The 24,387-nt window shown below is 64.5% G+C and carries 15 protein-coding genes; all 15 read left to right on the top strand.

Annotated features, from left to right (window positions below):
* Positions 1–273 precede the first annotated feature (273 nt).
* The 15 genes from THSYN_RS17065 (at position 274) to THSYN_RS17005 (ending at position 24,387) form a co-directional block, all read left to right on the top strand.
* Entirely contained in the window at positions 274–1,413 is a 1,140-nt protein-coding gene (locus tag THSYN_RS17065) for a glycosyltransferase (RefSeq protein WP_100920189.1), read from the top strand.
* Between the two features lie 241 nt (positions 1,414–1,654).
* Positions 1,655–3,169: a GumC family protein gene (locus THSYN_RS17060; RefSeq protein ID WP_157817748.1), complete on the top strand. Its 1,515-nt coding sequence runs from the start codon at positions 1,655–1,657 to the stop codon at positions 3,167–3,169.
* Positions 3,166–4,245 (top strand): glycosyltransferase, encoded by a 1,080-nt coding sequence (locus THSYN_RS17055; RefSeq protein WP_172965301.1) that lies wholly within the window; start codon positions 3,166–3,168, stop codon positions 4,243–4,245. Before THSYN_RS17060 ends, THSYN_RS17055 begins: the two co-directional genes overlap by 4 nt.
* A 104-nt stretch (positions 4,246–4,349) precedes the next feature.
* Positions 4,350–5,597 (top strand): glycosyltransferase family 2 protein, encoded by a 1,248-nt coding sequence (locus THSYN_RS17050; protein ID WP_100920187.1) that lies wholly within the window; start codon positions 4,350–4,352, stop codon positions 5,595–5,597.
* Between the two features lie 147 nt (positions 5,598–5,744).
* Complete coding sequence (locus tag THSYN_RS17045) at positions 5,745–6,092, top strand: STAS domain-containing protein (RefSeq protein ID WP_216644562.1); 348 nt, start codon at positions 5,745–5,747, stop codon at positions 6,090–6,092.
* Complete coding sequence (locus tag THSYN_RS17040) at positions 6,089–6,556, top strand: hypothetical protein (protein ID WP_100920186.1); 468 nt, start codon at positions 6,089–6,091, stop codon at positions 6,554–6,556. The genes THSYN_RS17045 and THSYN_RS17040 overlap by 4 nt, the downstream gene beginning before the upstream one ends.
* A 518-nt stretch (positions 6,557–7,074) precedes the next feature.
* A complete protein-coding gene (locus tag THSYN_RS35395; RefSeq protein ID WP_216644561.1) occupies positions 7,075–8,346 on the top strand; it encodes an RHS repeat domain-containing protein in 1,272 nt (423 codons plus the stop codon).
* Positions 8,347–8,429: 83 nt separating this feature from the next.
* Positions 8,430–14,606: an RHS repeat-associated core domain-containing protein gene (locus THSYN_RS17030; RefSeq protein WP_100920185.1), complete on the top strand. Its 6,177-nt coding sequence runs from the start codon at positions 8,430–8,432 to the stop codon at positions 14,604–14,606.
* Between the two features lie 14 nt (positions 14,607–14,620).
* A complete protein-coding gene (locus THSYN_RS34020) occupies positions 14,621–15,241 on the top strand; it encodes a hypothetical protein (RefSeq protein WP_157817747.1) in 621 nt (206 codons plus the stop codon).
* An 844-nt stretch (positions 15,242–16,085) separates the two neighbouring features.
* Positions 16,086–17,360: a group II intron reverse transcriptase/maturase gene (gene ltrA / locus THSYN_RS17025; RefSeq protein WP_100920184.1), complete on the top strand. Its 1,275-nt coding sequence runs from the start codon at positions 16,086–16,088 to the stop codon at positions 17,358–17,360.
* A 719-nt stretch (positions 17,361–18,079) separates the two neighbouring features.
* Positions 18,080–18,928 (top strand): tyrosine-type recombinase/integrase, encoded by an 849-nt coding sequence (locus THSYN_RS17020; RefSeq protein WP_100917453.1) that lies wholly within the window; start codon positions 18,080–18,082, stop codon positions 18,926–18,928.
* Positions 18,921–20,078, top strand: coding sequence for an IS91 family transposase (locus tag THSYN_RS17015; RefSeq protein WP_100917452.1), 1,158 nt, complete (start codon positions 18,921–18,923; stop codon positions 20,076–20,078). The genes THSYN_RS17020 and THSYN_RS17015 overlap by 8 nt, the downstream gene beginning before the upstream one ends.
* Positions 20,079–20,802: 724 nt before the next feature.
* Positions 20,803–21,150: a hypothetical protein gene (locus THSYN_RS34015; protein WP_157817746.1), complete on the top strand. Its 348-nt coding sequence runs from the start codon at positions 20,803–20,805 to the stop codon at positions 21,148–21,150.
* Positions 21,151–21,210: 60 nt separating this feature from the next.
* A complete protein-coding gene (locus THSYN_RS17010; RefSeq protein WP_100920183.1) occupies positions 21,211–21,438 on the top strand; it encodes a hypothetical protein in 228 nt (75 codons plus the stop codon).
* A 699-nt stretch (positions 21,439–22,137) separates the two neighbouring features.
* Positions 22,138–24,387 (top strand): SLBB domain-containing protein, encoded by a 2,250-nt coding sequence (locus THSYN_RS17005; RefSeq protein WP_236848590.1) that lies wholly within the window; start codon positions 22,138–22,140, stop codon positions 24,385–24,387.

Here is a 24,387-nt window from a genome sequence, read left to right as displayed (position 1 = left end):
GGTCGTCCCGGATTTGTCCTGTTAAGTAACAGATCAGGAACAAGTCAAACACGATCGTTGTCGTTGTCGTTGTCGTAATCGTAATCGGACCGATCGAGAGAATCCGGGGGCTACGATAACCTCGATTTCGACAACGACAACGACGACGACAACGACAACTGGGCGGCCCGCCCGTCCGGCGCCCGCCAGGCGCGCCCCGGCCGGTTGTGGTTGCTTGCCCGTCGGCGATCACTGACAATCCCGACGGACTTTCCACCGGAGCCAAGCAGCGTGATGCGTGACCTGATCGTCTTCGGCGAGGACTGGGGCGGTTTGCCCAGCAGTACCCAGCACCTGGTGCGCCACCTGGCCCGGGATCGCCGGGTGCTGTGGGTCAACTCCATCGGTATGCGCCGGCCGCGCCTCTGCGCCCATGACCTGGGGCGTCTGTGGCGCAAGGTCCGCGCCATGCTGGCCGGCGCGGGGGGCGGTGCCCGGCCGCCGGGGACGACGGGCGAGCCGCCGCCCTTCCCGGTCCTGGCGCCGCGCGCCCTGCCGTGGCCGGGCAACCCGTTGGCCCGGGCCTTCAATCGCCGTGTGCTCGGGTCCCAGGTGGCGCGTGCCGCCGCCGCCCATGGGCTGCGCGAGCCGCTCCTGTGGACCTCGCTGCCGACCGCGGTGGAGGTGGTGGGCACGCTGGGCGAGCACGCGGTGGTGTATTTCTGCGGGGACGACTTCGGTGCCCTGGCGGGGGTCGACCATGCCCCGGTCCTGGCCATGGAGCGCGAACTGGTCGGGCTCGCGGACCTGGTGTTCGTCGTGAGCGGTCCCCTGGCCGCGCGCTTTCCCCCGGCCAAGACGCGGCTGCTGCTCCAGGGGGTGGACTTCGACCTGTTCAGTACCCCGGTCGCGCCGGCCCCCGATCTCCCGCGGGCCGGTCCGGTGGCGGGCTTTTTCGGCATGCTGGAGGACTGGGTGGATACGGACCTGCTCGCCGCGGTGGCGCGGCTCCTGCCCGCCTGGCACTTCTTCCTGATCGGGACCGTGAAGACCGAGGTCTCCGCCTTGAAGGCCCTGGGGAATGTCACCCTGGCCGGACCGCGCCCCTATCGGGACCTGCCGGGCTATTGTCAGCATTGGAGTGTGTCGCTCCTGCCATTTCGTGACGGCGAGACGATGCGTGCGGCCAATCCGCTTAAGTTGAGGGAATATCTGGCGGCCGGTCGGCCGGTGGTAAGCACCGACTTCCCGTGGCTGGACGGCTACCGGGACCTGGTGGGCGTGGCCGCCGGACCGGCGGCCTTTGCCGCCGCCCTGGAGGCTGCCCACCGGGAGCCCGCGGCGAGCGCGGCGCCGCGCCGCGCCCGGGTGGCGGGTGAGTCCTGGGCGGCGCGCGCGGCCGAGGCGGCGGCGCTGCTCGCGGCCCTAGGCTGATGTCGGCATCAATCCGCGAAAAAAAAACGATATCATTCACCGGAAACCTGACCGCGGGAACGGACAGGGCGCGCACGGGGTCCGATACTATGGGTGTCGTGTCGTGTCGAGTCGCGGCGGTTACTCTATGGGACCGTCGCGGCGGCGGGCGAAAACAACCCGGTGCCGGTCGGGCCGCGGCACCAGGCGCCGCGCGGGACCCTGGCCGGGATCAGCGATCAACCGTCGGCGAAGACTTCAAGTGGCAGCCGATCTCTCTCATAAGCTCTACGATATCCTGGCGGCCGGTTGGCGGCAGCGCTATGTTGTGATAGTGCCGATGTTGTTGATGCCGATGCTGGGCGGCGTCGTCGGCTACAAGACGCCGCCCAAGTTCCAGAGCCACACCTCGCTCCTCATCGTGGAGACCGCCTTGCAGAATCCGATCATGAAGGACCTGGGGGTACCGGTGTCCCTGTCGGACCGCAAGGCGGGTCTCGCCGAGTTGCTCAAGAGCCGTCAGGTGATCGGCACCGTGGTCGATAAACTCGGGTTGGTCAAGCCGGGTCCCGACTACGAACGCAAACGGGAGAGCAAGATCGGTGAGCTGAATCGGGGCCTGGGGGTGTCGTTCATCGGCAAAGACATGCTGCGCATCAATTTCGACGCCCGCGCCGCCACGAACATGAAGGCCATCCTGCAAGGGATCAGCGACCAGTTCGTCGAACAGATCATGGCCCCGGAACGCTCCGCACTGAAGTCGTCGGTGGACTTTCTGGAGGCGCAGATCAAACGGCAACGCGACGTGCTGGAGGTCCTGGAGCGCAAGATGGCCCAGTTCCGGGACGCCAACAGCGATGGGCTGCCCGAGTTTTTCTCGCAAAACATGGCGCGCCTGGCGCAACTGCGGCTCGACATCTCCAAGAAGGAGTTGGAACTGGCGGGCGCGCAGGAAACCATGGCGAGCATCGGCCGGCAGCTCGCGCGCAACAACCCGGTGGTGGGTCAACTGGAGAAACAGATCATCGAATTACGCGGCGAACTGGCCCTGCTCAGTGCCCGCTACACCGCCAAGCACTCCAAGGTGCAGGGGGTGACGCGCCAGTTGGAGCGGCTGGAGGCGGAACGGCTGCGTTTGATGGCGGAGAACGACCAGACGGCCGACATCGAGCGGATGCTCAACACCCCGGTCGGTACCTCCGGGGTGGATGACGCCCGCTCGGTCAACAATCTGCTGGTCTCCCAGTTGGACCGCTACTCGACCGCCAAGACCCAGGTCGAGACGCTGGAGCGCGAGCTCGACCGGCTGCGCTCGGACTTGAAGGCGGGGGAGCTGAAGTCCCGCGACACCGGGACCGTGGCGCAGAAAATGAAGGAGATGGAACGCGACATCAAGGTCCAGCGCGATGTCTACGAGGACCTTCAGGCGCGCCGGGAGCGGGCGAACGTGACCAGCCAGCTCGGGCAGTTCGAGCAGTCCGAACGCATCAAGGTCGTCGATGCGCCCTTCACCCCCCAAGCGTCGGCCAATCTGCCGACCATCGTGTTCGTGCTGGGCGGTGTCTTTGCCGGCCTGGCCTTGGGCGTGAGTCTGGCGACCGTGCTCGAGCTCCTGGACTCCACCATCCGCAGTCGCCGCGCGTTGGAGGCCTTGACCGGGGACGGCGTCCCGATGCTGGCCCGGATCCCGCCCCTGAAGCCCCCGGCGGCGGTGGAGACACCGGCGCCGCCGGTCTTGAAACCGGTGCCGGTACTCAAGCGGAGGGCCAGCGCATGACCCGGGTCTGTCAGGTGGTACAGCATTTGCGGCCCGGCGGTATCGAGACGCTGGTCCTGGAGTTGGCGCGCCTGGCGCCGGCGGGTCAGGATACCCGCATCCTGAGTCTGGAGGGCAGTGCGGCGGTGTCCCGCGCCGCCTGGCCGCGACTGGCCGAGACCGCTGCGCCACTGGAGTTTTTCGCCAAGGGTCCGGGGTGGCGGGTCGGGGTCTGGTGGGCCCTGTGGCGGTACCTGCGCCGGGTGCGGCCGCACGCGGTGCACACCCACCATGTGGGGCCGCTGATCTACGGCGGCCTGGCGGCCCGGCTGGCCGGGGTGCCGCGCATCGTCCATACCGAGCATGACGCCTGGCACCTGCGCGACCCGCGGCGGCGACGCCTCCAGCGGCTGATCCTGACCCTGGTGCGACCCCGGTTGGTCGCCGACTCGGCGCAGGTGGCGGTTGCGGTGCGCGGACACCTGCCCGGCTGGCCGGTCCAGGTCATCCGCAACGGGATCGATACCACCCGCTTCACCCCCGGTGACCGGGCGGCCGCCCGGGCGGCCTTGGGGTGTGGGTCGGCCCTGCCGCCCGCCGCGCCGCTCATCGGCTGCGCCGCCCGCCTGCATCCGGTCAAGGGGCATCGCTTCCTGCTCGAGGCCCTGGCGCGGCTCCCCCCGGGGGTCGCGTTGGTCCTGGCCGGCGGCGGCGAGGAGGAGGCGGCCCTGCGCGCCCAGGCGCAGGGCCTGGGGCTGGCGGCGCGGGTCCATTTTCTGGGGCGGGTCGATGACATGATCGGTTTCTACCGGGCGCTGGATCTCTTCTGCCTGCCCTCGCTGGCCGAGGGGATGCCCTTGTCGCCCCTGGAGGCCCAGTCCTGCGGGGTTCCGGTGGTGGTGACCGAGGTGGGCGGGGCGCCGGAGACGGTGTGCCCGCGTACCGGACGCCTGGTCCCGCCCGCGGACGCCGCCGCGCTCGCCGCCGCGCTCGCCGGGCAACTCGGTCAGGGCGGCCGGGGGGACCCGCGGCGCTTCGTGCTGGAACACGGCGATGCGCGCGCCATGGTCGACGCCTACACTGCGCTCTATGAGTGATGTTGCGCCGGAATCTGTGTAAAGTTGCGTTAATTAAGACCCGCGGGGGCCGGTCATGACTCCGCACCCGCATCCGCACCGCCCAGACCGAAGAACTATCCGCGATGTCGCACACCATCCTTACAATCCTGACCCTGCTGGCCGGCGTCCTGGTGGTCTATCACCACCTGGGCTATCCGCTCCTGCTCAAGTGGCTCGCCGACCGGCGGAAGGAGACCCCGCCGGTCGCACTGCCCCAGCGGGCCTACCGGCCGGCGGCGGCGGATGCCGAGCGCCCGGTGGTCGCCATCGTGATACCGGCCTACAACGAGGAAGATCATGTGGCAGACAAGCTGCGTAATCTGGCGATGCTGGATTACCCGAGCGATCGGCTGCGCGTGGTCCTGGCCTGCGACGGCTGCACCGACGCCACGGCGGAGCGCGCCTGGCGGGTGGCCCGCGAGCCCGAGTGCCGGGACCTGTCCCTGCAGATTCTGGAGTTTCGTCAGAATCGCGGCAAGGTGGCGGTGCTCAACCACGTCATCCCCAACATCGATTGCGACCTGCTGGCCTTGAGCGATGTCTCGGCCCTGGTCTCGGTCGATGCCCTCCTGGTCGCCGCCGACTGTTTTCAGGACCCCAAGGTCGGTGTGATCACCGGGTCCTACCGGCTGTTCGGCTCCTATCACCCGCAAGTGGGGCACCAGAGCGGGGAGAGCCTGTACTGGCAGTACCAGAGCGAGATCAAGCGGAAGGAGGGGGCACTCGGTTCCACCATGGGTGTGCATGGGGCCTTCTATATGATCCGGCGGGACCTGTTCGAGCCCTTGGATCTGGATGTCATCAATGACGACTTCATGTTGCCCATGCGGATCGTCGCCCGCGGCTATCGGGCCCTCTATGAGCCGCGCATCCTGGCCCTGGAACTGGAGTCCGCCGGCTTGGATCTCGATCGTTCGCGCCGCCGCCGGATCGCGGCGGGCAACATGCAGCAGTTGGTGCGCTTGGGTGCCCTGCTGCGCCCCTCGCTGCGCGGGGTGGCCTTCGTCTTCGCCTCCGGCAAGGCCCTGCGCGCGCTGATGCCCTTCCTGCTGCTGCTGCTGCTGGGCGGCAGTGCCGTGCTGGCCGTCCATTCGCGGGTCTTCCTGGCGTTGTTTTTGGTCCAGGCCGTCGTCTATCTGACGGCCTTCGTGGTACAACGGATCGGCCCGGCCCGGGTCGTCTGGCCGCTGCAGGCGCTGCATTATCTCGTACAGGGCCACCTGGTGGGGTTGGTGGGCTCGGTCCGTTATCTGTTGGGGTTGGAGCGCGGGCGCTGGCGCCGGGCCAACCTGGCGCTCGCCACCCCGGCCCCCGAGACGCCGGGGACCTGAGGTGCGGGACGCGGGCCTGATGGGTGCGAAGCGGCCGCGCGCGTGCGCCGGGCGGCGGCGTCGGGTCATCCGGGGCCTGTCCTTGGGTGAGACCCGTTCGGTGATCCGGGGCCCTGGCCCCGCCCCTGGTCGACTTGGAGTAGTGAATTGAAAATCAACATATACAAACAACCCGGTGATGTCGCGGTGGTGGTGCTGGAGGGCGAGTTCGACGCGGTAAGCGCCCCCGTCACCCGCACTGAATTCGAGAGGGTCCTGACGGAAGGCGGCGGGGACGTGGTCGTCGACTTGAGCGGCGTGACCTTCATGGACTCCTCCGGCGCCGGGGCCCTGGTGTTCCTGCACAAACGGCTGGTGGGCCTGAAGCGGACGCTGGAGCTGATCGGCGTGACCGGTCAACCCCATGACCTGTTGGCGCTGCTGCGCATCACCAATGTCATACCGGTCAACCAGCGGGTGGTGGTCCGGCCGGAGCCGCCGGAGGAGCGTGCTTGAGGGGCCGCGTCCGGGTCCGGGCGCGGGTCCCGATCCAGGTGCTGCTGTCCTGGACCCTGACCGCCTGCATCCTGTCGGGCTGCACCTGGTGGCCCCCGCCCGGCAGCGGCGGCATGGCGGAACGGCACCGTCCCGACCGGCCGAAATGCACCGGGTGTCTGCGACCCCCGGACCCGACCTGGCAGGAACTCGACACCCAGCGCCAACTGGCCCAGGGGCACCTGGAGACCCTGGTACTGCGGGGCGCGCAGTGGTGTCTGCCCGGTCAGGTGGCCGCGGCGCGCGACCTGCAGACCCGTATCGTGCGGGAACTCTTCGGGGGGCTCCCGCTGGACGCTGCCAACGATCTCATCGTGGCGCGGGCGCGCCTGGCGGAATTGGAGCGGCGCCTGGACTACATTCAAGGCAGCGGCGCCTGTATGACGGCCGGGACGGCCGGCGCACCCTACCCGGTTGCGGAGTAGTCCTATACCGAAGGCGGCCGCAGGAGGTCCAGGTCGCGGTCGATCGCTCGGACGTGGCTCATCGGCACCGGCCCTCAAGAGTGATGGCCCAATTGTACCGGGACCCGCGCCACCCGGCAGCGGGAAGGTCCGACAGGCTGCCGGGATCGCTTTCTGCTTGCCGGTCTCGCACGCCGCCGCGCGCTGCCCGGATTCGGTCGGACTCCGCCAAGGGGTGGAAAAACAATCGTCAATCAACGTTATCCAGACCTGCGGGAACTTTACAACGCCTGTTGACTCGCGATAACATCCCTCAAAGGTCGTGAAAGTGCGACTGGCCTCCTTGCGGCAGCGTCGGCAAGTCCGTCGGCTGTGGCGCATTTGCCTGCCACCCAAGTCCGACCCTGATCTCGGCACCTGACGAAGCGCACGCCTGCACCGAGCGGAGGATGACAATGGGCTTATCAACTTCGCTGTCCCCGCACACGCAACGAAAGCAGGTTCCATCGGGCGCCTTGCGCAACAGGGGGCTTCGCTCCATGGGGTTGATCCTCGTGTCCCTCGCCGGTCCGGTGTCGGCCGGGTCTGCCGCCTACACCTACGACACCCTGGGGCGCCTGACCAGGGTCGCCTATACCAACGGTGCCGTCATCGCGTATGTGTATGACGCCGCGGGTAATCGTTCCAGCATGGCGGTGACCGGTGCGGCGGCCGTCGCGATGAAGGCGGCAGTGCCCGCACCCGCGACTACTCAGCGGGCGAGCCCGAGCGCAACCGCCACGGCAACGGGCATCGTCGAGGCGGCGACCGGCACCGTGCGCCTTCCCGCCGTCGGCGAAGACCCCGGCATCTACGGCTGGAACGACCGCAGCGAGCACTTGGAGCGCGCGCTCACCGCGACCTTTATCGGTGACGGTCACGACCGTCTGCTGCATGTCCAGGGCTATGCCATTGACGCGGCCGACGAGGTCGGCCTCTGGCTCAATGGCACGCTGCTCGGCTATCTCAGTGAAGCCCGCGATGGGACCTGGGGCACCCCGAGCCTGTGGCTGCTCCCGGCCGCGTTGCAGATTCCCGCGGAGAACGCCGTCACGCTCGCGCCCCGCGACGCGAGCGCCGTCTGGGGCGTTACCCGCCTCGGGCTTTACGCCTTTGGCAGCGTCTGGGGCAATCAATACGGACTGCCCGGCGGCGACCTGACCCATCCCGATGGCATCGAACTGCACCTCGGCAGTGACGGACGGGGCCAGGCGGCCGGGTACCTGATCGAACTGGCGGGCTGGGACGCCAATAGTGACGGGGAAATCGCCATCACCCTTGATGATGAGCCTTTGGTCGACCTGCCGCGCGGCGGTGATCGCAGTTGGGGCGCGCCCTACCACCTCTGGCTCGCCCCGGAACGACTGGCGCCCGGTGACAACCGTTTGCTGATTGGCAATCGGTTCGGCCCGCTGGAGCCCTGGGGCCTGCGGATCGACCGGGTGCTCCCCGGGGACACGGCCCTGGGCGATGGGCTGCCCGACCAGGCGACCGCTCGGCAGCGCCACGATGCCCTGAGCGTGCTGCTGCCGCCGACCAAGGTGCCGACGGAGTTGGACTTGCGCTTTTTCGATGTGACCTACGGCAATGAACTCCGGGTGCGGCTCGACGGCGCCCTCCAGGCACCGGTCGCCCTTACCGGCGCGGGCGCTTGGGGCCTGCCCTGGGCCATCCCATTGCCGGCCGGATTACCCGCCGTGCTCTCCGTTGAACACGCCGGGAATTCGACGAATCGCAATGTCTGGGGTTTGCGTATCGAGGGCCGGCGCTAAGCGCAAGCGAGCGGTCTGCCGGACCACCTGCCAGTGCGGGTGGTCTTGGATGTCCCCATCTTAATTTCGAGGAAGGGATAGCGATGTCTTCAAAGCGTGGGTGGGTTGGTGCGGCCCTGGGGCTGCTCATCGCATGGTTCTCGGCCACCGTCCGGGCGGAAGGCAATGTCGCCTTTTGGTCTGATACGCCGGTGGTGACCTCGGGGTCGTCCGTCAGTCCGTCCGCGAGTCCAGCCGCACTCCAGGCGATGCGCGGCCTCACGTCCCCGGTCGCGGCGGTGCCGGGCGTCAACCGGGCCATCCTGGCGCCGGTGACGCCCTTTGAGTCCGAGCAGGCTATCGCCGCCCGCCTGATCCCCGCTGACCTGAACCTCACGGTGCCCACGGCAAGGTCCGTGCCAGGTGCCGCGACCGCCGTGGGACCGATGGGCCTGGCAGGCCAGGAGGCGCCCGCCGGCCCCGCGTCCATCGTCGAGTTGGCGCGGGCACTGCGCAACGACCCCGACCTGATCTACGAGTACGTGCGCAACGGGATCGACTACTACCCCATCTGGGGCGCCCAGAAGGGCGCCTTGGGGGCGGTGCTCGACAACCGGGGCACCGCCTTCGACCAGGCGGCCCTGATGGTGTCGCTGCTGCGCCAGGCGGGCTATACCGCCAACTATGTCAAGGGGCGGATCAACCTGACCGCGGCCCAGGTCCGTGATTGGCTGGGGGTCGATACCGCCAAGGTCTGCGCCGTCATCAACCTGTTGGCCCAGGGTCAGGTGCCGATCGCAGCCGTGACGGCCACCGCCGCGGGTAGCTGTCCAGGCTCGGCCGCGGCGCTGGTCAGCATCAAGATCGATCACCTCTGGGTCAAGGCGAACATCGGGGGCACCAATTACTATTTCGACCCCAGCTTCAAACCCCACACGAGCAAGGCCGGGATCGATCTGGCAGCGGCCAGCGGCTACAACGCCGCCACCTACCTGACCCAGGCCAAGAGCGGCGCGACCGTGACCGCGTCGTCGGTCCAGGCGCTCAACCGTAACGTCATCCGCGCCAATCTGACCGCCTATGCCACCACCCTGACGAACTACCTGCGGGCCAATCTGCCGACCGCAGCGCTGGAGGATGTCGTCGGCGGTACCAGCATCGTCCCCCACGACGGCAGGACGTTGCGCCAGACCAGCCTGCCATACCAGGACACCGTGGTCGCCGTCACCGAGTGGACGGAGATCCCGGCCGGCCACAAGCCCACCCTGCGCCTGCAGTATCAAGGCCTCGACGCCACCTTTAGCTCCGATGCGATCTACGGCAAGCGTCTGACCATCAGCTATGACAGCGCCAATCGGCCGGTGCTGAAACTCGACGGCGTGGTGCAGGGGACCGGCACGGCGGTGACACGCGGCACCGTCGGTAGCGTCACCTTTACCATCGCCCACGGTGCCTATGCCTCTACCGGTACGAACCAGACTTTCAGTCAGCAGATCCAGGCCGGCGGGACCTTCCTGATCGGCAATGGCTGGGGACCGGCCGGGCGCGGCTTGGTCGAGCGGTATCGAAACCAACTCGATGAGGCCAGGGCCGCAGGCAATACGGATAGCTCGGAGGCGGTCCTGGGCTCAAGCCTCGCGGCGCTCTCCGCGACCTGGATCGCCCAGGTCAATCGTTCGGACGCCATCGGCGACCAGTTGGCCAGGACTACCACCCTGCTCCACCACCAGGTCGGCATCGCCGGGTTCAACACTGCCTCGTATGTCGACCTGCCCGGGAACATGGTCAGCGTCGTCAGTCAGAGTGCCGACCCCGCCAAGGAAACGACGGCCTTTTTCAGCATGGCGATGCACCTGAGCATCTTCGAGTCGACCACGGTGCAGCAGACCGCCGGGGTGAGCGCGGTCTCCACCGTCAAGCTGATCGACCTCGCCGCCGCCGGCAACCAGCCGATCTACGACGCGACCGCGAGCAACTACGCCACTGCCGTCAAACCCAATCTGGTCGCCTGCACGTCCCGGCTCGGGGCCTTCCAGGCCGCGGTGAATGCGGGTCACCGGCTGATCTTGCCGAAACGTTGCGACCTCACGGAGGGCACCTGGTCCGGGGCCGGCTATTTCGACCTCCTGATCGGTGCCGGCGGCTCCAGCATCGGCGCGATCATCGGCGGCGGCCTCGCCGGGGGGTTCTCGACGCTGCCGCAACTGCCAGTCGTGTTCGCCCCCAATGTGCTCGACAACACCAGCAGCCCGCTCGGCAACTACCTGCAGTCGACGGGCCACGCCTTCGGCGAGCCCATCGACATGACCAAGGGTCACTACCTCTATACCCACCAAGACATCACCCTTGGCCTGGGGGAGTTTCCGCGATCGCTCGGCTTCGAGCGCCTCTACAGCTCCGGCCTGCGGACTCAGCCGGGGCCACTGGGTCGGGGTTGGACCCACAATTTCGCGCTGGATGCAGGCCTGGGCTCGGACGGTTTCCAGGGCCTGGGTGAGGACTCGGCCCTGGATGCGGTCACCAGCATCGTCGAGCAGCGGGTCGCGCTCGATCTGCTCGCCGACCCCGCCAAGCCGCTGGACAAGCTGGTCATTGCAACCCTCGGCCAGCGCTGGTTTGGCGACCAGTTACTCGACAACACGGTCACCGTGCGCCAGGGTTTGAACGGTGAGGTCTTCGTCCGACTCCCCGACGGCACCTACAATGCGCCGCCCGGCAATCCGGCGCGCCTGATCAAGAATCCCGACGGCACTTACAGCTATGAGACGCGCCATAAGGCGAACCTCAATTTCAATACCGCCGGCCGTCTCGCGAGCTTCGTTGATCCGAGCGGCCTCCAGGTCAAATTCACTTACACCGGTAACGACCTGACCAGGGTGCAGAACAGCCTGGGACGGACCCTCACCCTGACGAATGCAGCGGGCCGCGTGACGCAGGTCTCTGACGGCACCCGCACCGTCAAGTACGCCTACGACACCAGCGGCAATCTGGTCACCTACACCGATGCCGCGGCCAAGACCACCAGCTTCCAGTACGACCTGCCCGGGCGCCTGACCAAGCTGTACTATCCCAGCAACCCGACGGTCGCCTTCGTGACCAACGTCTATGATAGCCTGGGCCGGGTGCAGACCCAGAGCGACGCCAACGGCCAGGCCTATACCTATTACTTCGCCGGCTCCCGGTCCGAGGAGTTGGGGCCGCTGGGGCGCAGCCTCGTCAGTTACCCCGACGGCTTTGGCAAGGTGCTGAGGGCCATCGATCCCCTGGGGCGCGTCACCACCAACCGCTATGACGGCCAGGGACGTGTGATCAAGACGGTCCTGCCCGAGGGCAACAGCCTCGAATACACCTATGACGACGCCCCCTGCGCCAGTCAGAAGCGCTGCACCCACAACCGCAAGACCCTGACTCAGATCGCCAAACCTGGTTCCGGCCTGGCCGCACTCACCACCAGCACGACCTACGAGGCCAGTTTCAACCAGCCGGCGAGCCTGACCGATCCCCGTGGTCAGCGGACCACTTATACCTATACGCCCCAGGGTCTACCGCTCAGCGTGACTCAACCAACCGACGCCGCGGGCGTGGCCCCAGCGACGACCTACGCCTACAGCAGCTTCTCCGCTGCCGGGTACCCGACCTTCTACCTGCCGACCACGGTGACGCAGAAGACCAGCGCGGCCAACTCGGTGGTCACAGCCACCGCCTATGACGCCGCCAACCGGTTCGTCCCCAAGACGGTTACGGTCGATGCCGGCACCGGCAAGCTCAATCTGGTCACCGCCTTTACATACGACGCCAGTGGCAACCTCACCGGGGTCAACGGGCCGCGGACCGATGTCCCTGACACCGCCGCCATGGCCTACGACGCCGAGCGCCGACTCGTCCAAACTACTGACGCACTGCGCAAGCAGACCCGCCACGCCCATGACGCGGACGGTCGCCTGGTACGCGCCGCGGCGCAAATCGGCACCCAATGGGCGGTCTCCTGCCGCACCTACAGCCCCAGCGGCAAGCTCACCCAGGTGTGGGGGCCGGGTCAAACCGCGGGCGCTACCACCTGTCCCACCGCCGCTGCCCCGGTGGCAGTAGCGACCTATGGGTACGATGCGCTCGACCGCCAGGTCCGCGTGACCCTGAGCCTGACGCCCGCGCAGGGCGGCCCACGGGTCACCGAGACCCTCTACAACCTCGACGGGAGCGTGCAGGCGATCAGGCGAGCGGTGGGCACCGCACTCGCCCAGACCTATGCCACCTATACCTATACGGCAAACGGCCGGCAGGCCACGGTGCAGGATGCCAAGGGTAACCTGACTACCGACGAATACGACGGACACGACCGCAAGGTCAAGACCCTGTTCCCCAACCCGGCGGGCGGCGGGACCTCCGCGGCGACCGACTTCGAGCAATACGGCTATGACGCCGCGGGCAATGTCACGAGCCTGCGCAAACGCAGCGGCCAGACCGTTACCCTGGCCTACGACAACCTCGATCGGCTGGTGAGCCGCACCTACCCCGCAATTGCGGACAACGTCGGCTTCGCCTATGACCTGCTTGGCCGGCGGACCGCCGCCAGCTTCGCCAACGGCAGCTACAGCATCACTGACGCTTTTGACAACGCCGGGCGTCTCACCAGTACCACCGCCGGGGGCAAGACGCTCGGCTTCCAATACGATGCGGCCGGCAACCGCACCCGCACCACCTGGCCGGAGGCCACCGCCTTCTATGTGACCACCGCCTACGATGCCCTCAACCGTCCGACCGTCATCAAGGAGTCGGGCAGCCTCGCCCTGGTGACCTACGCCTACGACGACCTCTCACGGCGCACCACGGCGACCTTGGGCAATGGCACGGCCACCAGCTACAGCTACAACCCCCAGTCGGCCCTGGCCACCATCGCCCACAACCTGACCGGCACGGCCCAGGACCTGACCTATACCTACACCCGCAATCAGGCTGGCGAGTTGACGGGCCACAGTTGGAACAACGACGCCTACCAGTGGGGCGGCGCGGTCAACGGCACGGCTGCCTACATCGCCAATGGCCTCAACCAGTACACCAAGGCCGGGGCCGCGACCCCAGGCTACGACGCCAATGCCAACCTGACCAGCGACGGCACCTGGAGCTACGGTTACGACCTCGACAATCGGCTCAAGACCGCCACCAAGACGGGTCTGGCTGCTACCCTTAGCTACGACGCCCTGGGACGGTTACGTCAGAGCGCCATCGGCAGCGCCGTCACCAACCTGCTCTACGACGGTACCGACCTGGTCGCCGAGTACGACAGCGCCGGTAACCTGCTGCGCCGCTACGTCCATGGTCCCGGTCTCGATGAACCCGTGGTCGCCTATGAGGGTGTGACCACCGCCAACAAGTCCTGGCTCTATGCCGACCACTTGGGCAGTGTCGTCGCCACCGCCAACGGCGCCGGGACATCTACCGCCGCCTACAGCTACGGACCGTTCGGCGAGCCCAACGCGTCGTCCGGGGTCCGCTTCCGCTACACCGGCCAGCAGCTCATCGCTCAGCTTGGGCTTTATCACTACAAGGCCAGATTCTACTCGCCGACGCTGGGGCGGTTCCTGCAGACCGACCCGATCGGGTATGCGGATGATCTCAATCTGTATGCCTATGTCGGGAATGATCCGGTCAACTCCACCGATCCGTCAGGTGAGTTTGCAATGCAGGCCGCTGCAGCAATTGTTGGCGGAGTCGGCGGTCTGGTGTTCCAGGCTGGGTCAGATTTGATTCATGGACAAGTTAGCTCCTTTTCGGACTATGCCGGTTCAGTCGTCGGTGGTGCAGCGGGAGGCGTTGCCGCGACGACTTGCGGTCCCGCATGTGCGGGTGCTGTCGCAAGTGCAGCAAGCAATTTAACGGCCCATGCGATCAACGGCGATGGCTTTCACCCTGCTGGTTTAGCTATCGACTCAGCTATCGGTGCTGTTGGTGGCAAGGTTGTCGGCGCAGTTCTTCCGACTGCTGCCAAGAGCTATCTCTCGAATCAGACGAAAGGTGCTATTGGGGAAGGGTTGAGTGCGCTCGGTCTAAGAGCGACTGGGCAATCGTATGTCCGTCACGCCGAGAACGGCGTCGGGAAGTCAACCTTTGATTTCAGGCTTTCCAACGGCACGTTCGTTGAGTCCAAGTTCGGCACTTCTAACTTGTCCAGTCCGCAGCGGACAGCGGCCGGGAACTTGGGCGATGATCTGAACGTTCATTACTGGAACTATCCTACGGTCTCCGGAATTGCCGCGGCAGGGCCGGCTGCCGCGCTAAAATAGTATTGGCAACTGTTATGAGTGGACAACGTGGACGATTCGACCGTTGGCGCGCGAAACAAGCGGAACACACTCGCTACCTCGCTGAACAGGTGATCAATCGTATTGTACCGCAATTCGAGATGAATGGCTTTGAGTGGTTTGACGATTTTGCCGCGGGGGACCCGAAAGAGGTTTCCCATAACGAAATCCCACTCCAGCGGCGCCGCGGCCCGCAATGGGCAACCGTACAGATACGTTTCGACAAGAGGGGCCGTCCATTCTTCATGATTGATTTCGCTGCACTGCCGATTATTTGCCGTCGGCAATTTGGTACCGAAGAAATACCGCGCGAGCAGGCGATTGTGGCCTATGCGCCAGCCTATTTCAGGTTATCCAAGGGTGAGCGTGCGGGTGCTAACGGGACCTTTGGCTATACGTGGTTATCATGGGCGCCAAGACGAAGAATTGATTTCGAGATCGATGCAGTTATTTCTCTCTTGCCTTCCCTATTCAGGTTATTCGATGCGGGCATACCGGATACCTGGCTAATACAAGACCAGGCGTGGTATGTGAGCGATCATGTGATTCTTATGGGCTCATGGCATATTGACGAGAAGCGCAGGGCAAAGAGAGACGGAGGCGATGTCCCGAAGTAGAGAGCGGGGTCAGGCATTGTATATTCTCGCAGCATCTCTTGCTGAGCAAGGCGGAAGACCTCGCGTCCGTCGCCGCGTTCATTCACGCGGGGGAGTGGGGTCACGGGGAGTGGGGTCAGGTCTTGGTGCGCCAAGCGAAGCTTGGCGTTTCTTGCCGGGTGCAAGTCCCGGTCGGGAGAGGGATCGGAAGTGATTCCTCGTAAGGGCTAACCACCCACCCGTAGCGAGTGTTGCGCCCAGGGCGGATAGCGCTGTTATGGGAAGGAATCTGTGGCAAGACTGAGGTGAAGCGTACACAGCGAATCTTGTAGGCCAGAGGGGTGTCCGCGCCACCCTGAAGCAATTTTAGCCTCGTTAATGACGACAAAGCAGGCGGCGACAGCGTCAAGACACTGGAAGCCAACACAGAAGAATCGTTAGGCGGACGATGGGCATGATCGTGTGGCACTGCCGGGAAACCAGGCAGACAACAGAGAAAACAAACATTGCTCCTAAGGTCACGTCATGGTGAGATTCGGAGGGCCTGTCGGGGTTGTGAATGCCTGGCATGCAAGAAGAGAAACGTTGAGAACTTGGGAGGCCCCATCGGCTCCCGGAGGCAAAGGTAGGGCATGCGGTTCGTGAGACACGCAAGGGGAAACCCTGATACAGAGTTAGACCGAAGCCTGGAGCCGGCCTGTCGGGGAAGCTGTACCGACCGCGAAGGGAGGGCAGCCGGAAGTTGGTGGGGAGTCAGACCGACTCATAGTACTCCGCGCGTGGGAAAGCCACGTACCAGGGGAAGGGGTCGGCGAAGTTACGCAGCCAACAAAGGAAACTTCACCCGGACAAGTCGAGCCGATCCATGAAGCAAACCTCCCTGTTGGGACTAGCGAAGAAGGCGGCATCGGACAAGGCCCATCGCTTCCAGAATCTGATTGGTCTGCTGAGCGTAGGGTACCTACTGGCCTGCTGGAGGCTGATCAACAAACGTGCGGCCTGCGGTGTCGACCGTCAAGACGCGCGGACGTATGAGCAGCACTTGGAGGAGCATGTAGGAGCGCTCGTGGAAGCAGTCAGAGGGGGTTGGTATCGGGCCAAGCTGGTGCTCAGGAGATACATCCCCAAGCTCAATGGGAAGTTGCGGCCCTTGGGGATACCGGCCATCGCGGACAAAGTGTTGCAGATGGGAGTGACCAAGATTCTGGAAGAGATCTATGAGGAGGATTTCCTGGCTTGCAGCTATGGTTACCGGCCCAACGTCGGTGCTCTGGATGCGGTCCGGGACCTGAGCGCCGAGCTGAGAAGCGGGCGTTATCACTTCCTGGTTGAGGCGGATATTCGCAGCTTTTTCGACCGGATCGATCACGACAAATTGATTGATCTGTTGAAGAAGCGGATAGACGACGAGCCCTTTCTGCGCCTCATCCGCAAGTGGCTGAAGGCAGGCATATTGGAGACGGATGGACGCGTAATACACCCGCAGACGGGATCGCCGCAAGGCGGAATCGTTTCACCGATGTTGGCGAACATCTATCTTCACTATGCATTGGATGTGTGGTTTGAGGAAACCGTCAAGGTGTGTTGTAAAGGAAAGGCATACCTGTGTCGGTACGCGGATGACTTCGTGTGTGCTTTTGAGTGCGAGTCCGATGCCGAGCGCTTTTATCGAGCGCTTGGCGAAAGGATGAAGTCGTTCGGCTTAGAGGTCGCGGAGGAGAAGACGCACCTGATCAGGTTCTCTCGTCAGGACTGGCAGAAGAGCGGCAGCTTTGAATTCCTGGGATTCGAGTTCCGTTGGGGGCGTGGTCGCTGGGGGAAACCCGCGCTCAAGCTCCGCACGGCACGGACGAAATACCGGGCCGCCCTGGCGAACTTCCAGGCATGGTGTCGTGAACACTGCCGGATGCGCAAGGACAAGTTCTTCGCGGCGCTCAATGCGAAGCTGCGTGGGTACTACAACTACTACGGTATCCGGGGTAACTTCGACAGCATCGCTGACTTCTTCTATCAGGTCACACGGATGTTCTACCGCCTGTTGAACAGCCGCAGTCAGCGCCGGAGCTACAATTGGGAGGGCTTCGCCAAGCTGATCACGGTCTTCAAGCTCCAACGTCCACGCATCTGCCACAGCTTCTGAGTATCAGCCTATGTCGCCATGTGCGAAGCGAGTAACTTCGAAGAGCCCGGTGCGGTAGTTCCGCACGCCGGGATCTGTACGGGGGCGGCCGGGTAACTGGCCGTCCTACCGTGATCTTTTTGCCTCGGTGCCTTCGGCTAGGAAAAACGCAAGACGTGACCCCGATGCCCCTGAATATCGATTGGGGCTTTAGGCAAGGCCAAGCGTCGACTGTGCGCCGCTTTCAGGGAGATATGCCTCAGCAAACAGCCGCAACTAATAATATCGGCAGACCTTCAAAATAGATAATTGTCAACCTCCTATGCATATGTCCAGCGTTTCGCATCGACGCAGAACGATCTTCGCGGCGATCCTTGCGCCATTAATCGTCCCTGTGCTTTTTCTTTCTGCGATGCTTCTCGTGTCTGGGTATACAGACCAGGGTCCCGGATACGCGGCGAAACTAATACCCGTCACGTTGAGCATTGGGATCGTTAGCTACGTTTTCAGTTTTTTGGGTGGTGTTCCAATCATCCTAATTCTAAATAGATCGCGCAGACTAACTATTTGTTGAACTAATCCGCTCCGCGGGGCCTTCCGCGGCCATCCCGCAGCGCCATTGAATAGCGAATGAAGCGCGGATAAGCCCAGCCGTCCCACGGTTACCCGCGGCCCCGCCCCGTCCCCCATCGTCCACACTCGTAACGGCCCACTCCGGGTCGTTGACCGAGAACCAGACGATGACACCCCTGCGTCAGCAGATGATCACGGCCATGCAGATGCATGGCTTCTCGCCGCGCACCCACGAAAGCTATCTCGACGCGGTGCGTGACCTCGCCAAATTCACCCGGCGCTCCCCGGACACCCTGGAGCACGCCGATCTCACGCGCTACTTCGAGCATCTGGTGGTGCAGCGCAGTTTGGCCCCGGCCAGCGTGCGGCTGATGTACAACGGCATCCGCTTCTTCTATCTGCGGGTGCTCGGCTGGCCGACGGTCGACCTGGAGGTCACCTTACCCAAGCGCCCGCAGCGCATCCCGGAGCTGCTCACCCGCGGCGCGGTCGCCGCCATCCTGGCCGCCTGCGACAATCCGCGTTACCGCATGATGTTGACGGTCTGCTATGGCTGCGGACTGCGCCTGAGCGAAGTCCTGGCCCTGCGGGTGCAGGACATCGACGGCGAGCGCCGACTGCTGCGGATCACCCAGGGCAAGGGGGCGAAGGACCGCCTGGTCCCACTCTCACCGACCCTGCTGGAGGCGTTGCGGGACTATTGGCGCCTCTATCGGCCAGCGGATTGGCTGTTCGCCGGGCGCGCCGGGACGCCGCTGTCGCCGACCGGCTTGCAGAAGGCCTTCACCGACGCCAAGCGCCAGGCCGGCGTAACCACGGTCGGCGGGATCCATGGGCTGCGCCACGCCTACGCCACCCATCAATTGGCGGGCGGGTTGTCGGTGGAGCGCCTGCAACGGTTGATGGGCCACCGCAGCATCCAGACCACCCTGCGCTATGTGCATTGGCTGCCCAGTGCCAGCGAGGGCGAAGGGACCCTGGACCTGCTTGCCCAATTGGAGGCCGGCCATGGCTAATACCTCCCTGCAAGCGGTCATGGCGGCGTGCCTGTCCGGTTATGCCGAACATCACCCGTTGAGCCCGCACCAATGGCAGGTCTGTCATCACATCCTGGACTGTCGTACCGCCGCGCTGGGCGGCTTCGCCCTGGAATGCGACCAGTGTGGGGATTGCCCCTTCCTCTATCACGCCTGCCGTGATCGCCATTGCCCGCGCTGCCAACGCCGGGCCTCCGAGGAATGGGTCGAACGCCAGCGTGCGGCGGTGCTGCCGGTGACCTATCACCATCTGGTCTTCACGCTACCCGACACCCTCAACGGCTGGGTCGAGGTCCACCCCGAGGTGATCTACGCCTTGCTGTTCGAGACGGTGTGGGCGACCCTGTCCGCCTTCGCTGAGGACCCCAAGCGCCTGGACGGGCAGTTGGGGATGACGGCGATGCTGCACACCTGGGGGCAGACGCTGGTACGCCATGTCCACCTGCACTGTCTGGTGCCGGGCGGGGCCTTTGGCGCCGACGGGACCTGGCATCCGGCCAAGAGTACCTATCTGTTCCCGGTGCGGGCGCTGTCGCGGCACTTCCGCGGCGGTTTGGTCAGCCGGTTGCGCCGGGCCTTCAAAGACGGGCGACTGTCGCGCCTCACGGCCGCGGAGGTTGACCGCGTCCTCAACGCCCTGATGCAGCCCGAGTGGGTGGTCTATTCCAAGCCTTGTCTGGCGCGCACCGACACCGTGATCGAGTACTTGGGCCGCTACAGCCATCGCATCGCCCTGTCGGACCGGCGGCTGCTGGCCTTCGATGAAGAGGACGACACGGTGGACGTCCGCTACAAGGACTACCGCGACGGCAGTCGCAACAAGGTCATGACCCTGACCGGCGAGGAACTGATCCGGCGCTTCCTGCTGCACGTCTTACCCAAAGGGTTCATGCGCGTTCGTCATTTCGGTTTCCTGGCCAACCGCTGCCGGGCGCGCTGTCTGGCGCTGATCCGTGCGGCGCTGGCGGCCCCGCCGCCGACGCCGGAACCCGCCACGGCACCGGCGGCGACGGCGCCCTTTGACGGCTATCCCTGTCCCAAGTGCCGCACTGGGCGCTTGCACGTCACCGCGCACCTGGCCCCGCTACGGCGTGGTCAGGGGGTTTCGCTGATGCCCGCCACCTGCTAAGCCTCAGCGCCCGCCGGCCGTCCGGGACAGGCCGCCCGCGGCCTGCGTTCGCGCTCGCCCAACATCCGGGAAATGGGCTACACTTCGTCCTCAATAGCCCGTTGTCCAGCCCCGCGGAGCCCTGCGGAGGCCCGCTTGGTGCCGCACCGAGCGGCATCCGGGTGCTGCAACGTGGTCCGGGACCGACCGGCGCCCCGGCCTCAGGGATACAATTCCCTCTCTTAAAGAGGACCGCGGCCGCAGCAGGCGTCGTGCCAGGAGCGGATTAGTCCAACAAACGTTTATCCGTCGTGCGCGCGCGGCGTCGCGCTCCGACTCGGGGTCAGTTGGGCGCGCACGACGGATAAACGCTTATTCGTTACGGGGCGTTCTTTTCGGCCATAGCGGGACTATTGGGTGGAGTAATATTCGTCATTTCTCATCCGGTGCGCGATCAGCACGAGCCGCTAGGTGTCGTTGTCGCAAACGGCCTCGCAGTTGCATTTGCAAGCGTTTCTGTTGCTATAACCTTTGGTCTAATAGCTGGCATGCCGATATGTAGACGTCTACGAACCCCATAGAATAAATATACCACGGCACAGCCATTGTGGATGCAGTGTTTTTCCCTCAGCTGCAGGAAATCGGGCAGGAAATCGGCAGGAAATTCGGGGACACAGGAAATCGGGGACAGTGCGGCCTGGCAAGGCCGCGGGTTCTAGCGGGTGGAAGCCCCGCCTGGATAATCGTGAGCCGCGAGCCCAGTATCGTCTGCCTAAACGTCGGCAAGGACCCGGCTTACTCCCCGACCACGGTTCATTCTCCTGAGGCGGCAGGGGGCAGCGTGTTCAGGTTAGGGAAGCGTAACCCGACCGGCAAGAATTGCGCAACTACCTTCGTGGAAATCTTGACCGGTCGTCGTCCGGAGCCGATAGTTACGGCACCTGGCGGAGATTATCGGCTGCCTTCTTGTCAGTTGTCGTATAATACCATCGCCATCGTTGAAATTATGATCGAATCGAGTATCCACTTCGGCGGGAAACGGATGTCAGACTTGGTGATGATCTCCGCCAAGGCGATAGTCGCAGCAGTCTAATCTCTGCATCTGCTTCAGGGTTGCGGCGGCGGCTGCCTGAAGACAAATGACTTGAGAACGATGCTCAATAGCAGTCTCAAGGTCGGGGATACTCAGCGAGAAATCGAAACAGTGCTGGGCAATATTGGCTTCGGTTGGAGATACACTGATTTCCTGAAGCGCTACAACACCACCATACGTGATGAAGCGCATTGTGGCGCGTATCAAGCTATTTCCGTCTATATTTTCCTGGATGAGGCACGAAGGCTCGTCAAGATCGAAGTGCTTGATTCTTATACGATGCCATAGTGCTCGACTTCGGCAGCTTTTGGTCTGAGAGCAGGGGCGGGAACAATTCTTGCGCTTCGCCTCTGTTCCGTTGGCTAGGCAAAACGCAAGAACAGAATCGTGAAAGGCACATCTTCTATTCGGCAAGGGAAGCTCCCAATTGTTGGGAGAACGCGGCTCACTATGCGATGGAGCAAGCGCAATCCAATTTCGGCGGCAAATACGAGAGGCTTGGTATTGCTAGAGTGGGTGAAACAAGTGTAGCTGAGATGAATAGCGCGCTGACGAGTTATCGCGCTATTGTGGACGTTACAATTATTGGACATGCCAACGCCAGCCTGATAGCAGCGGGATCGGCTCAAGTCCGGTTCTGCGAGGAGCCGGGAACGAATAGTCGTATGGCAGAGATAGCGTGGCACCGCCGGGAAACCAGGCGGCAATAGAGAACATAATCGCTGGAGCGGAATCCGAATGGTAGGAGTCAGGTCTTGCTTCTTGCCTCTGTACCTTTGGCCAGACAAGACGCACGACGTAACTCCATGACTACTCTAAGATAGGGAGTAGACCACGATCTGTTTCTCAGCAGTTCGCTCTGCATAGGTGCCCGAAATGTTGCGCAGGATCACAGAAATCGATTACTTTGCGACCAATTCAAGGGTGTCGCACCGAAAGTCCGACCGGCTCCTAGCGGGGCACGGTCACGGTCATCCATTCGCGATCATGATCCGGACCTGGCCTGCCTTGTGCGTTCGGCTGTTCCTGGCGCTCTGGTGGCTGGCCGTCGCCGCCGTGGTGGGCGCCGCCGACCCGGCACCGCCGGTTGCGGTCAGCGCCGCGGCGACGGCCGCCGCCCCGGGCGACGCGGCGCAGGCCCCGGGCGACGGGACCGAGGCCCCGGGCGACGCGGCCGACGACGCGGATGAGGTGTTGACCGTCGGGGACGTCCTGCGCATCGATCTGCCCGGCGAGGACACCCTCAATGCGGAATTTCCGGTGGATCGTCAGGGCCGCATCCGCCTGCCGGAGGTCGGTTATCTCAAGGTCGAGGGCTATCGCCTGGAGGAGGCGCAGCAGCGCATTCGGCTCGCCCTGGCCCAGGTCCTGCGCGACCTCTCGCGGCTCTCCGTCACGCGCGAGGAGCCGACGGTCCTGGTCAAGGTCCTGGGTTTCGTTACCAAACCGGGGCAGGTCACCCTGCCGGCGGATGCCGGGGTGCAGGCCGCCCTGGAGGCGGCCGGGGGCCTGCGCGCCGGCGCCCAACTCGACCGGATGCAGGTGCGCCGCCAGGGCGAGGTCATTACCTTCGACTACAAGCGCTATCTCGATACCGGCGACCCGGCGCTGATGCCCAGGCTCAAGTCCCTGGACGAGCTCTTTGTGCCGGCCTCGCCCTTCGTGGGCAATGTCCAGGGCTCGTTCAGCGACACCAAGCTGGAGAAGACCGGCGATGCGGCGGACGAGACGGCCGGCGTCAAGGTGTTCGGGGAGGTCCGCTCACCGGGTATGTTTTCATTCAAGCCCGCGATGACCATCGTGGACGCCCTGATGCGCGCCCAGGGCGTCACCCAGTTTGCTGCCGTGGATCAGATCCGGCTGATTTCCGACGGAGCACCCCAGAAGTTCAATCTCTCCGAATACCTCGACCGCGGCGACAAGTCACTTCTGCTGGCACTCCAGCCCGGAGCGACCGTCTTTGTGCCGCGCCAGCAGGAGGAGATCAAGGTCGGACGCAACACCGTCTATGTCATGGGCGAGGTCAGTCGCAATGGCGCCTTCGAGAACAGCGACAAGGCGACCTTCATGGACATCCTGGCCAACGCCGGCGGTCCCACCCGGTATGCGGAGACGAAAAATATCACCATCCTGCGTGCCGACGGGAGCGTGGAACGCTTCGATCTGCACGCCTTCACCGAGGGGTTGAGCAAGACGCGGCCGCCCAAGATGAATTCGGGTGACGCCATCTTCGTCCCGGAGAAGACGGACCAGAACGAGAAGTCCTGGCTCAAGATCACGCCCAGCCGCGCCGTGCGCATCATCGGCGAGGTGGTGCGGCCCGGCCGCTACGAGTGGTCGGACGAGATGAACCTGCTTGACCTCCTCTCCCATGTGGGCGGCCCGACGATGAAGGGGGATACCGCCCATCTGCGGGTGGTGAGCACCGATGCCGCCGGCCGCAGCCGGGTCCTGACCTTCGACCTGGAGGGCTTCCTGTTGAAGGGCGGAGACACCAAGGATTTGCCCAAGATCGTCGCCGGGAGCACCATCGTGGTGCCCGCGCTGCCCGATGATCCGCGCGACAACAAGGCGCAGTGGCTGCTTCAGCCCGCCAAGGACAGCATCTACATCATGGGACAGGTCAATGCCCCGGGGCGTTATGCCTTCAACGACAGCATGGGGTTCCTGGACCTGCTGGGCGCGGCCAATGGCCCGAGTGCGAGTGCCGACCTCTACAACATCCGGGTCAATCACCGCAACGGTAAGCGGGTGCAGGTCACAACCCTTAACCTGGCGCGCTATTTCGAGACGGGTGACGACTCCCTGCTGCCGAAGATCAGGGCCGGGGATACCATCTTTTTTCCCGACCGCACCCCGGACTGGCGGCAGGAAACCAAGGAGGCGACGGTGCGGGTCCTGGGGGCCGTGGGCAAGCCCGGGCGCTACCGCTTTGACGATTCCCTGACCCTCCTGGACCTGCTGGCCCAGGCCGGCGGCCCCACCACCAACGCCTGGACCGAGCGGGTCACGGTGGTGAATCTATCCTGTTGCAAAGACCAGGCGCGGGTCTTCAACCTGGAAAAATTTGTGCGCAAGCCGGATTTCTCCCTGCTGCCGGTGGTGCGTGCCGGCGATACCGTGTATGTTCCCGACAAGACCCAGAGTACATTGGCGGAAGTGCGTCAAGGAATTACCGACGTGATTCGCGTAATCTCACTCTACAGCCTGCTCGATGCCTTAGGGCAGGGCGAATGA

Source organism: Candidatus Thiodictyon syntrophicum, from assembly GCF_002813775.1.
Taxonomy (GTDB): Bacteria; Pseudomonadota; Gammaproteobacteria; order Chromatiales; family Chromatiaceae; genus Thiodictyon; species Thiodictyon syntrophicum.
Note: the sequence above shows the minus strand (reverse complement) of the source record. Positions and strands in the feature narration are given on the sequence as shown.